The sequence below is a fragment of the Sinorhizobium alkalisoli genome (assembly GCF_008932245.1).
Classification (GTDB): domain Bacteria; phylum Pseudomonadota; class Alphaproteobacteria; order Rhizobiales; family Rhizobiaceae; genus Sinorhizobium; species Sinorhizobium alkalisoli.
Genome location: NZ_CP034909.1, coordinates 715,077 through 726,673, shown reverse-complemented (window position 1 = coordinate 726,673; position 11,597 = coordinate 715,077). Strand labels below are relative to the sequence as shown.

Sequence of the window (11,597 nt, the reverse complement as noted above, 5' to 3'; positions counted from 1 at the left end):
TAGTTCCGCCCGTGGCGAGCGCTAATGGCCAGCCTGACAAAGGTCGCGCCGGGCGGCAACGAGATAAGGGTGGAGGAGCCTCTTATGAAAGTCGAAATCTACGAAGCGTTGATGCGTCGCCAGGCGAACCGCCGCGACGTCCTGCGGGGCACCGCAAGCGCTGCGGCGTTGGTCGGGCTCACAGGCGTCCTGGGCGGCATTCCCACGAGGGCCTCGGCCGAGGACGACCTGCGGGCGCAGATCCTGAAAATTCCGGGCGTCGGCAAGGGCGCTCCGACGGATGCCGATTGGCAGAAGGTCGGCGAGCTCTGCCTCGCCCCGACCAAGGCCAACGTGGCGGAGGGTGAGTTCGCAGGGGTCGAACTCACCTTCATGGGCCTCAACAACCAGAACCTTCATAACTTCCTTTTCCGCGGCTTCCTGAAGCCGTGGGAGGCCTATACGGGTGCCAAGATCAACTGGATCGACCTGGCCCAGGCCGACTATAACGCACGCCTGCAGCAATCGATCGCGACCGGCACCGTCGATTTCGACATCATCGAGATGGGCGCCCCCTTCGAAGGCGATACAGCGGGCCGCGGGCTCCTGGACGAAATGCCCGATTGGGTCGCAGCGCAGATCGACGCGGACGACCTCGTGGGTTACCTGAAGCCACCGGTCGGAACCTGGGACGGCAAGACCTACCGCGTAACGATCGATGGCGACTGCCATACCTTTTCCTACAGGAAGGACTATTTCGGCGAAGGCTCGATCAGCGGCCGCGCCGAACCGCCGAAGACCTGGCAGGAGGTCAATGAAGTCTCCAAGGCTCTCATCGGCAAGTCGGATCCCCTGACGGGTCTGGCGGCCTACGGCTATCTCGATCCGCTGAAGGGCTGGGGCGGCTTCGGCTTCTACTTCCTTGAGAACCGCGCGACCGCCTATGCCAAGTATCCCGGCGATCCCGCCTGGCTGTTCGACCCAGACACCATGAAGCCGCTCGTCAACAACCCGGCCTGGGTCCAGGCGATCCAGGATGTGATGGACCTGATCGCCGCCAATGCCTATCCGTCCGACCAAATCAATGCGGACCCCGGTACGACGGCATTCTCTCAGTTCCTCGCAGGCACCGGCTCCATGCTGATGTGGTGGGGCGACGTGGGCTCGAGCGCTCGCACTTCCGACACCTCGGTCGTCGGCGATGTCGTCGGCTTCGGCATCAATCGCGGTTCCAACCGCGTGTACAACCGCAAGAGCGGCCAGTGGGAAGAGACCTACAACGAAGCGCCGAACATGGCCTATCTCGGCTGGGGGATTTACGTCACCAAGCGGGTGTCCGGTGACGAGAAGAAGCGCAAGGCCGCGTGGTCGGCAGCCGCACATTTGGGCGGCAAGGATCTTTCGCTGTGGACATCGGCCTATCCGTCCGGCTTCCAGCCCTATCGGCAGTCCCACTTCAACTATGACGAGTGGCAGGCAGCCGGCTATGATCGTGCCTATATCGAGGACTACCTCGGATCGAATGCCGACAGCTACAACCACACCAATGCCGCCATCGAGCCCCGCATCCCCGGCATCTTTCAATACTACTCCGTCGCGGAAGACGAGCTGGCAAAGGGCTTTGCCGGACAATACAAGTCGGCCCAGGAGACCGCGGACGCGATTGCCGCCGCCTGGGAAAAGATCACCGACCAGATCGGCCGCGAGAGCCAGTTGAAGCTCTATCGGGCGAGCCTTGGACTTTAATGGAACAGCGCCACCGGCGGAGCGGAAATCCGCCTCCGCCGGTGGCAATTCTGTCCGAGGGATAACATGACGACGCTCGATCGCGATTTGCTGCACACAGTCGAAGCCGATTCCATTTCTCCAGGCCGCCACTTCTGGGGCCGCGCGGCGCTTTGGCTGAGCGCCATCTGGCTTGCCACGTCCTTTGCGCTGCAAGCGGCCCACGAATCGGGATGGATCGCCTTTGGCTTCGAGAACTGGCGCCCGGTTCTCTATGCCTATATTCTCTGGGCGATCGTCCTGTGCGTGACGCGCGTCGTCCTTTATGGCGAGGCCGGGAAGAAAGCGCTGTTCGTCCTGCCGGCCGCACTCTTCGTCGTCTCGATGGTCGTCTTCCCGCTGTTGTTCGCGCTCTGGGTCGGCTTTTCCGACTGGAACCTGGCATCGCTGACCGGGCGGCAATTCAACGGGCTCGACAATCTGCGCCGCATGCTCAGCGATCCCTTCTACGCCAATGCTCTGCTCAACATGGTGCTCTACTGCCTGGCGATCGCGGTCGAATACGCAATCGCCTTCGGGCTCGCATTGCTCCTGAGCCAAAACATTGCCGCGCGAAAGTTCTGGCGCGTCACATTCCTCGTGCCGCTGATGCTTTCGCCCGTCGCGGTCAGTTGGATGGTCGGCAAATCGATGCTGGAAATCCGCTTCGGCCCGATCGCGAGGCTTGCCCGCTGGCTTGGCTGGGAGAACCCCTCCTTCTTCGGCGACCCGCTGACCGCCAGGCTTTCCATCATGATCATGGACGCCTGGACCTTCATTCCATTCATGATGATCATGCTCCTCGCCGGCCTTCAGGCCCTGCCCCGGGAGGTTCTGGAGGCGGCAGAGGTCGACGGCGCCACCCGCTGGCAGCGCTTCTGGAAGGTCATCTTCCCGCTGATGCTGCCGGTCTCGGTGACGGCCGTCATGATCCGCATCATCTTCAAGCTGAAGCTCGCCGACATCATCATAACGGTCACCGCGGGCGGCCCCGGTGGCGCGACCGACTCGGTTACAAGCTTCATCTATCGCGAATACCGCGACCGTTCGAACGTCGGATACGGCACGCTGCTCGCGATCGTGTACCTGGTGATCATCGTATTCGGCATGACCATGCTCTTGAAGTTATCGGACCGGATCGTTCGGCAATTGACGGGAAGGCTGTGATGGTTTCGATCGACTTCGACAAATATGCCCGCGGCCAGCGCCTTCGCTGGTGGGCGATGCGCTTCGTCGTCTACGGGCTGCTCGCGGCCTGGGCCGTGATTTGCATGTTCCCGCTCTTCTGGACGGTCTCAACCTCCTTCAAGACGGCTGCGGATGTGATGAAGGGCAATCTGGTCCCATGGTTCGATTTCACGCCCAGTTGGCTCGGCTGGCGTTCGCTCGGGCTGTCGCCCGACACGATCGTCAATGTGTCGACCGTACGCGAGGAATTCATGCGCCGGCTGTGGAACAGCATGATCATGTCGATCACCGCCTCGGGCCTGGCGGTCGTCCTGGGTTCGCTCGCCGCCTACGGCCTCAGTCGCTTTTCCTACAAGTTCGGATATATGCGCAATTCCGACATCTCGTTCTTCTTCCTTTCCCAGCTCATCATGCCGCCCGTGGTGCTGGCGCTGCCGTTTCTGGTCCTCTACAAGGAGCTTGCTCTGCTGGACACATATGTCGGCATGATCGCGGTCTATACACTCATGGTCCTGCCGATCGTGATCTGGATCATGCGCGACCAGTTCGCGACCGTGCCGGTGGAGCTCGAGGAGGCGGCGCTCGTCGATGGTCTTTCCATATGGGGAGCCTTCCTGCGGATCATCGTGCCTCTCGTCCTTCCAGGCATGGTGGCCGCCTTCATCCTCTCGCTGATCCTGTGCTGGAACGAATATTTCTTCGCGGCGCTGCTGACCTCGACCAACACGAACACCCTGCCGGTGATGATCGCCAGCCAGACCGGCAGCCAGGGCATCAACTGGTGGTCCATGGCTGCACTTTCGACCGCCGGAATCCTTCCACTGGTCTTCGTGGGCGTCCTGCTCGAGAAACATATCATTGCAGGCATGACCGCCGGAGCGGTGAAGTAGATCCGGCGGGTATCGAACATGCGCAGAATGCCCACAGTCAAGGATGTCGCCGAGCAGGCGGGCGTCTCGGTCGGGACCGTCTCCCGCGTGCTCGCCGGGGAAGCGGCGGTAAAGCCTGCCCTGCGCGAGAAGGTGACCGATGCGATCGCGGCACTCGGCTACCGACCGAACGTCACCGCGAGGGCGCTGCGCACCAGCAAGACCGATGTGATCGGCCTGATCGTTCCGGATATCACCAATCCATTTTTCGCGCAGATGGCCGCGAGCATCGAAAGCGCCGCCATGCAGCGCAAGCATACGGTCATGCTGGCGAGTTCGCACAACGACCCCGAGGCCGAACGCCACCACATATCGGCATTTCTGGATCGTTCCGTGTGCGGCATCATCGTGGCTGCTTCCAGCCAAGGCCCGCATCTGCCCGGGGACCTGCCGATCCCGATCATCTCGCTGGACCGGCGTTTCGCCGACTTCCCCTTGGTGTCGACCAACCACGCCCAGGCGGCGTCCTTGATGGCGGATCACCTTTACGGGCTCGGGCATCGCCGGATCGCCTATATTGCTGGGCCGCCCGATACGGAGGTCGGGCGGCTGAGACAGCAAGGCTTCGTCGATCGGCTCCGCCGTCTCGGCGAAACCGGCGAGGCAGTCGATCTGACGATCTACCCGGGGAAATTCGACTACGAATCCGGCGAGATGATCGCCCGCGAAGTCCTGTCCCTGGCGCCCGACAAGCGTCCGACGGCCATTGCCGCGGCGAGCGATCAACAGGCAATCGGTGCGTTGCGAGCGGCAAGCGACCTGAAGATCGATGTTCCGCGCGAGCTGTCGATTGCCGGCTTCGACGATATTTCGCTCGCCAAACTCGTCGTTCCCCGGCTGACCACGGTGTGTCAGCCGGTGGAAAAGCTGGCAATGCGCGCCGTGGCGCTTCTTTTCGGCGGATCTTTCACCGCCAAGGACGAGATGATCGACGGTTCACTGATCGCGCGTGGCTCCACGGCGCCGCGATGCGATTGAAACCGGATAGGAACACGGCCGGTGACCGGCCGCCAACGGGGAGAAACAAATGAGCGGACGCAGCGGAATTGTCATTCTCGGGATCTTCGCCGCCGATACTGCCTATACCGCCAAGCGGATGCCCCATATCGCTGAGACGCTGCTCGGTTCGGATTTCAAGCTCGGCCCGGGCGGCAAGGGGTCAAACCAGGCGATTGCCGCGGCCAAGGCCGGCGGCAAGGTGACTTTCATTTCCCGTATCGGCAACGACCCCTTCGGCGACATGGCGCTTTCGGCCTATGCCGCGGCCGGCGTCAAAGCCAATGTGATGAAGATGGAAGGCGTCTCGACCGGTGCCGCATTCATCTTCGTCAACGAGGACAATGGCGACAATGCGATCATCGTCGCTCCAGGCGCGGCCGGACTGATCGGCGTCGAGGACGTGGACGCCAACAGGGCGGAGATCGAAAACGCCGCCATATTCATGACCCAACTGGAACAGCCGCTGGAGGCGGCGGTCCACGCACTCTCCATTGCGAAGCGCGCCGGCGTGACGACGGTCTTCAACCCGGCGCCCGCCCAAACCATTCCGGACGAGATCTACACATTGTGCGACTATGTCGTGCCCAACGAGGTGGAGGTCGCCCATCTCGTCGGCCATGCCGTCGAGACCGACGAACAGGCACGCGCTGCGGCCGAGCTTCTGCTCCGCAAAGGAGCGGGCTGCGCCATTATCACGCTCGGCCCCCGCGGCGCACTCTACCACAGCACCCAACAGAGCGTCCTGGTTCCGGCCTTTTCAGCTGGCAAGGTCGTCGATACCACCGGCGCCGGCGATGCTTTTCTCGGAGGCTTCGCCGCGTCGCTGTCGGAAGGGAACACTCCAGTCGAGGCGGTTCGATTTGGCTGCGCCACGGCTGCGATTGCAGTGACCCGCTCCGGAACGGCTCCCGCCATGCCCTTGCGCGCCGAAATCGACGAGCTTCTGAATTCCAGCCGCACGCGATTCTAAGAAGTTAGCGCGCATGCGGGCGGAAACCCGCGCACACTATTCCTCATGCCGCGCTAAATTTCGTCGAGCACCATGGCGAGCACGCCGCGCAGCCGCTGCTGGCGCTCCCGCGCCAGGCGCCGGCCGGCGGCCGTCTGGAAGCCGTCAGCGAGGCGAAACAGCTTCGTTTCGAAGTGATCGATGGCGAAGGCCTTGTCGTCGAGCGGCCGGTCCTCGGCGAGCGGATCGAGCGGATCGTAAAGACCGCTGCCCATGCGCCCGGCGATGTAGAAGCAGCGGGCGGCGCCGATCATGCCGATGGCGTCGAGCCGGTCGGCGTCCTGGAGGATCTTCGCCTCGAGCGTTTCCGGCGGAATGTTGGCGGAAAAGCTGTGCGTCAAAATTGCGTGGGCGACGGGCGAGATTTCCGCCGTACGCCAGCCGAGCCCGTCGAGGACCTGCCATGCCTTTTCTGCGGCAAGCCGCGAGGCCTCGGCACGCTGCGGCGAATTCTTCTCGACGGCCACGCAATCATGCAGCAGCACCGCGGCTGCGAGTTGGCGCGCCTTGCCGCCCTCCTCCGCGCGGATGCGCACGGCGTTCCTCCAGACCCGGATGAGATGTGCGGCATCGTGCGAGCCATCATCACCGGAAAAGGCATGCGGCAGGAGCTCATCCGCAAGCTCTTCAAATGGCGAAAAGGCGGCAGCAAGCGTGGCAGGACGGCTCATGCGCGGTGCGCCCCCTCGCCGGCCGTGCTCGCCGCAGCCCCGGATGCAACATCGAGGCCGCGGCTCGATAGGATCCGCTGATAGAAGAGCCCGATGCCGATCAGCACGCCGCCAAGACCGATGAAGGAGAGCGCCCTGAGGAAGCCCTCGAGGTTCGACATGTCGATCAGGAAGACCTTCAGAACCGCTATGAAGACGAGCACGGCCGAGGCGACACGGATGCTTTTCGCGTTGAAGCGCGAGCCGGCCATGAGCAGGAAAACCCCGAGCGCCAGCCAGACGACCGAATAGGTATAGGTTTCACCCGGAAGGAAGCCCTTCCAGTCGGCAACACTCTGGCCCTGCCAGAAGCGGCGCACGCTCAGGCTCGCCCACGCGAAGGCAAGGACGGCGCCGCTGCCGGCGAGCGCCATCACATAGGGCAAGGGGCGCCTGCCGCGAGCGTACCAGGCAAGCAAGGCATAGCCGAATGCCGGCAGCAGATAACCGATAAACAAGAGATCGAAGAAGGGAAGGGACCCTAGCAGCTCGCCGCTGAAAAAGGGGTTCAGTCCGACGAGGTGCGCGGCGAGGACCGACAGCATCGATAGAGTTCCAAGGGCCATGCTGCCGTAGCGGAAGACCGGGCTCGGCGACCTGCCGTCGAGAGTCATCAGGATGCCGGAGGCGCCGATGGCGAGCAGCGTATAGATCGATTGCTCGCCGAGCGTCGGAACGGAACTGTCGAGCACGCCGCCATTCATCGCATGGCGCACAAGGATCGCAACCGTCAGGAGCGCGAAGAGGCACGCGAGTGCCTGCAGGAGGTTCACCACGCGCCTGTCTCGCGCGTTCCGCAGGAAATAGGCGCAGGCGACAAGCAGCAGCGCCGGGATGCCGTAGCCCGGCAGAAGCGCGTTGAAGACGGGTGTGGTGCCGAGGCTGCCCGGGCCGACGATCGTCGGCTCCCAGGCAATGCGCCCGAGCACGACCACGGCTGAAGCCGCGGTTACCCAGGGCAGGATCGGCCGGTTGCGAAACCGGGTCGCGAAGCTGTATCCCGCCCCGAGAAGCGCAATGGCAAGCGTCGTGACGAGACCGTCCGTCCAGGCATGGAGATCGATGACGAACAGGCCGAAGGATCCGAGGACCAGGAGCGCGGCATCGGCATCGATGCCTTCGCCCGGTTCCGTACCGCGCCGATAAAGCCATTCGGCGAGCGCCAGGAGAAACAGGCCCCCGGCGAAAGCGGCAAGCCCATGCGGCAAGTCGAAGGCGAATGTGCCCGTCATCAGAAAGGACATGCCGACAAGGGCATTCGGCACGCCTGCGGCAAGGCAGGCCCAAAGAATGGCGAAATGCCGCTCCACCCGGAGCCTCCCGGCTAGAACCGCGGCCGCAAGCAACGGGAACAAAGCTGCCAGGGTCATCGCCGTCAGCATCGCAACGCGGCTCGGGATGACGATCTCCGGTGAGGGTGCCAACGGATCGAAATAGGCGAGCACGCCGCTGAACGCGGTCAGGCTCCAGGTGCCGGCGATCGCTGCGAAGGCGGCAAGCAACGCCGCGTAAACCGCCGTCGCCCGCAAGGCGCCCACCGCGGCAAGAGCCGCCGTCACGATCACGAATTCGGCAACCGGGATACGCAGGGCCTCGAGCGCCGGGCTGATGAACAGGAGCGCCAGGACTGCGGCGGCGATCGCTGCGGAGACAGTGATGGCCGCCTTTGGCGGTGCAAACAGCCGCTCCCAAGGGCCCGTGACTGCGTCCGCCGTATCGAAAGGCTCGCGCGGCAGATTGCCGGGCCAGACGAGCCCGATGCCAGCGATCATCACCAGAAGGGCGAAAGCGACCGGCGGAGCCTCGAAGGGCGCTTCGAGCGTGACATAGGCAAGCCCCCAGAGGCCAAGGCCCGCATTGGCGAGCGTCGGTACGACCGTCCATTGCTTGAGGCGCGAGGCGAGAAACGTCGCGAGCCAGGCGGTCGAGAGGAAACCGAACAGAACCCAGGGCCGCGGCTCGCCGCTCGAGACGAACAGGGGCGTGAGCAGCGATGCGAGCAGCCCAAGCCCGGCAAGTGCCTGTCCATGCAGCAGCGACAGGCCCACCGTGGCGAGCGAAATCAGCGCCAGCAGCAGGAAGGCCGTGGCCGTGCCGATATATGCGTAGATGCCATGAGCCGCATAGACGACGCCGAACAGCGTCACAGCACCGGCAGCCGTCAGCACGCCGGGGATCATGGCGTTGCGGAAGCGATCGGCGATCGCCGGCACCGCTTGGCGCCGAATAACCTCGCCCGCGAAGCCAAGAAGGAGACCGAAGGCGGCGGAAAGCGTCAGGCGGACGGCCGGGCTCAACAGTCCCGCTTCGATAGAATATTGCACGAGGAAGTAACCGCCCAGCGCCAGTGCGAGACCGCCGACCCAGACCGGCCACCGCCCGCCGATCCGGCTTTCGAGGCTCTCGACCGGCGCTGCTGCAATCGGCGCAGCCGCAGCGGCAGCCGGATCGCTGGTGGGGCTGCCCAGGCTCCCTTCGTCAGCCGCGGCGTCGCTGAAGATTCGCGCCCCCTCTCGCGCCTGCGACCACGGTCCGGCGGGGGGCGCTTCCTCCGGTTCGGTCTCATCCGCAGCCTCCAATGGCCTTTCTGCCTCGGACGGCAGATCCGTCGCCTGCCGTTTCGCGAGTCGGGCAATCTCCGCCTTCAGGTCCGTGATTTCCGCATCGAATCGCTTCGCGGCACCACGGCCACCGAGGAAGGCGGCAAGCGCCAGAATAAAGGCAACAATGGCAATGAGTTCGAGCATGGATCACCGACACCACAAGAGCTTGCGAAGGATTCGCACAGCTTGGCGTGGAATGCCATAGGCGGAGCATAGATTGAGCCATAGGCGATACGCAATCATCGGTTCATTTCGCAAGCGCTGGCCTCCTGGCGCATTGCTGATGCAGGGAGGCGCTGCAATCTCTTCATTGAACTGTCGCATAACTGTCATGAGCTAGCTGGTAGAGCGATGTCGACGCCGCATCACGCTGGCGGTTCTATCGTCTCAACGGGGAGAGTAAGCATGGACAAGTATCTCGGCTCGGCGGAAGAAATCGAAATCAAGACTCTGACGGAACGAAGAGAGGAGCTGGAAGACATCGGCCAGAACTGTTCCGCCAACCCCACCATGGGCGACATCATAAACCGCCGCTTCTCGCGCCGGTCCTTCATCGGCGGTTCGCTTGCGGTCGCCGCCATTTCCACGACAGTCAGCCCGCTCGCCCTGCTGACTGCCGATGACGCCAGGGCCAAGGAGATGTCGCAGTTCGACTTCAAGGAGATCGAAGCCGGCGTCGACGAAACTCACCACGTCGCCGAAGGCTACGATGCCGATATCCTTTTGCGCTGGGGCGACAAGATCTTCGCCGACAGCCCCGACTTCGATCCGCTCAAGCAGACGGCAGAGGCTCAGAGCCGGCAGTTCGGTTACAACAACGACTATGTCGGTTTCATCCCGCTCGATGGCAGTCCCGACCACGGCCTTCTGGTCGTCAACCACGAATACACCAATGCCGAAATCATGTTCCCGAACTTCGCCCGCGTCGAAAAGGTGACGGAGGACGGCAAGGAACAGGATAAAGTCGTTCTCGGCGACTACACCAAGGAACTGGTCGACATCGAGATGGCGGCCCATGGCGGAACCGTCATCGAGATTCGCAAGGTCGACGGCAAGTGGCAGCCGGTTCTCGACGGCAAGTTCAACCGCCGCATCACCGCCAACACCGAAATGCAGCTTTCCGGTCCGGCGGCCGGCCATGAGCGGTTGAAGACCTCGGCCGACGCGACCGGCACTACGGTCTTCGGCACGATCAACAACTGCGCCGGCGGCGTCACCGCCTGGGGCACCTATCTGATGGCCGAGGAAAACTTCAACGGCTATTTCGGCGGCGACCTCGCCGAAGATCATCCGGAATTCAAGGTGCTGAAGCGTCTCGGCGCGCCGGGTGGGCAATATGAATGGTCGAAATTCTACGATCGCTTCGATGTCACGAAGGAGCCGAACGAGGCCAACCGCTTCGGCTGGATCGTCGAGGTCGATCCGTTCGACCCCAATTCCGTGCCGAAGAAGCGCACCGCCGTCGGACGCTTCAAGCACGAGGGCTGTGAATCCATCGTCAACAAAGACGGCCGCGTCGTGCTCTATAGCGGCGACGACGAGCGGTACGACTATGTCTACAAGTTCGTGACGAATGGCACCTACAAGCCCGACGACCGCGCGGCGAACATGGATCTTCTCGACGACGGCACACTCTACGTGGCGAAGTTCGACGAGGACGGCACAGTCACCTGGATGCCGCTCATCCACGGCGAGGGCCCGCTGACGGCCGAGAACGGCTTCGCCTCGCAGGCCGATGTGCTGATCAACACCCGGCTTGCCGCCGATGCGCTCGGCGCCACCAAGATGGACCGCCCGGAAGATGTCCAGCCCAACCCGAAGACGGGCAAGGTCTACGTCATGCTGACCAACAACACCAAGCGGAAAGAGGACGAGATCGACGCCGCCAACCCCCGCGCCAAGAACGCCTTCGGCCACATCGTCGAGATCACCGAAACGGACGGTGATTTCGCCTCGACCAAGTCGCGTTGGGACATCCTCTTGAAATGCGGCGATCCAAGCGTTGCCGAGGTCGGTGCGTCCTTCTCGACAGCGACGACCAAGAACGGCTGGTTCGGCATGCCGGACAATTGCGCCATCGACGCCGATGGCCGCCTTTGGGTCGCGACCGACGGCAACAATGAAAAGGAGACCGGCCGTACGGACGGCATCTGGGCGGTCGACACGGAAGGTGAAGCCCGCGGCACCTCGAAGCTCTTCTTCCGCGTGCCGGTCGGTGCCGAAATGTGCGGCCCGAGCTTCAACCCCACGAGCGACACCTTCTTTCTCGCCGTGCAGCATCCGGGCGATGCCGGGCTTGCGACCTATGAAAAGCCAGCGACGCGCTGGCCGGACTTCCGCGACGACATGCCGGTTCGTCCGGCCGTCGTCGCCGTGACCAAGCAGGGCGGCGGCAAGATCGGCTAAGCGCATCAGC

8 protein-coding genes are annotated in these 11,597 nt (G+C 63.4%); 6 read left to right on the top strand and 2 right to left on the bottom strand.

Translation table 11 applies throughout. The features are described 5' to 3' along the window. The first annotated feature begins 84 nt into the window (after positions 1 to 84). From EKH55_RS03490 to rbsK, 5 genes are all read left to right on the top strand, one after another. Positions 85 to 1,725: an extracellular solute-binding protein gene (locus tag EKH55_RS03490; protein ID WP_069460840.1), complete on the top strand. Its 1,641-nt coding sequence runs from the start codon at positions 85 to 87 to the stop codon at positions 1,723 to 1,725. A 66-nt stretch (positions 1,726 to 1,791) separates the two neighbouring features. Further along, entirely contained in the window at positions 1,792 to 2,910 is a 1,119-nt protein-coding gene (locus tag EKH55_RS03485; protein WP_151610984.1) for a carbohydrate ABC transporter permease, read from the top strand. Beyond that, positions 2,910 to 3,821, top strand: coding sequence for a carbohydrate ABC transporter permease (locus tag EKH55_RS03480; RefSeq protein WP_069460560.1), 912 nt, complete (start codon positions 2,910 to 2,912; stop codon positions 3,819 to 3,821). The genes EKH55_RS03485 and EKH55_RS03480 overlap by 1 nt, the downstream gene beginning before the upstream one ends. A gap of 18 nt (positions 3,822 to 3,839) precedes the next feature. Beyond that, positions 3,840 to 4,838, top strand: coding sequence for a LacI family DNA-binding transcriptional regulator (locus tag EKH55_RS03475; RefSeq protein ID WP_069460559.1), 999 nt, complete (start codon positions 3,840 to 3,842; stop codon positions 4,836 to 4,838). Between the two features lie 49 nt (positions 4,839 to 4,887). Then, positions 4,888 to 5,829, top strand: coding sequence for a ribokinase (rbsK, locus tag EKH55_RS03470; RefSeq protein ID WP_069460558.1), 942 nt, complete (start codon positions 4,888 to 4,890; stop codon positions 5,827 to 5,829). A gap of 53 nt (positions 5,830 to 5,882) precedes the next feature. Here rbsK and EKH55_RS03465 read toward each other — a convergent pair whose 3' ends face one another. Together EKH55_RS03465 and EKH55_RS03460 are read right to left on the bottom strand one after the other, a co-directional pair. Next, the gene (locus tag EKH55_RS03465) at positions 5,883 to 6,539 is read right to left on the bottom strand and encodes an HD domain-containing protein (protein WP_069460557.1); all 657 of its coding nucleotides are present in this window, start codon (positions 6,537 to 6,539) and stop codon (positions 5,883 to 5,885) included. After that, positions 6,536 to 9,325, bottom strand: coding sequence for a DUF2339 domain-containing protein (locus tag EKH55_RS03460; protein WP_151610983.1), 2,790 nt, complete (start codon positions 9,323 to 9,325; stop codon positions 6,536 to 6,538). The genes EKH55_RS03465 and EKH55_RS03460 overlap by 4 nt, the downstream gene beginning before the upstream one ends. Positions 9,326 to 9,586: 261 nt before the next feature. Here EKH55_RS03460 and EKH55_RS03455 point away from each other — a divergent pair, with 261 nt between their 5' ends. Beyond that, positions 9,587 to 11,587, top strand: a complete 2,001-nt coding sequence (locus EKH55_RS03455; RefSeq protein ID WP_069460555.1) for a PhoX family protein — start codon at positions 9,587 to 9,589, stop codon at positions 11,585 to 11,587. Positions 11,588 to 11,597: the final 10 nt, after the last annotated feature.

Excerpts from the sequence above, each read along its gene's own strand:
- EKH55_RS03490 (WP_069460840.1), top strand. The coding sequence starts at position 85 with ATGAAAGTCGAAATCTACGAAGCGTTGATGCGTCGCCAGGCGAACCGC.
- EKH55_RS03485 (WP_151610984.1), top strand. The coding sequence starts at position 1,792 with ATGACGACGCTCGATCGCGATTTGCTGCACACAGTCGAAGCCGATTCC.
- EKH55_RS03480 (WP_069460560.1), top strand. The coding sequence starts at position 2,910 with ATGGTTTCGATCGACTTCGACAAATATGCCCGCGGCCAGCGCCTTCGC.
- EKH55_RS03475 (WP_069460559.1), top strand. The coding sequence starts at position 3,840 with ATGCGCAGAATGCCCACAGTCAAGGATGTCGCCGAGCAGGCGGGCGTC.
- rbsK (WP_069460558.1), top strand. The coding sequence starts at position 4,888 with ATGAGCGGACGCAGCGGAATTGTCATTCTCGGGATCTTCGCCGCCGAT.
- EKH55_RS03465 (WP_069460557.1), bottom strand. The coding sequence starts at position 6,539 with ATGAGCCGTCCTGCCACGCTTGCTGCCGCCTTTTCGCCATTTGAAGAG.
- EKH55_RS03460 (WP_151610983.1), bottom strand. The coding sequence starts at position 9,325 with ATGCTCGAACTCATTGCCATTGTTGCCTTTATTCTGGCGCTTGCCGCC.
- EKH55_RS03455 (WP_069460555.1), top strand. The coding sequence starts at position 9,587 with ATGGACAAGTATCTCGGCTCGGCGGAAGAAATCGAAATCAAGACTCTG.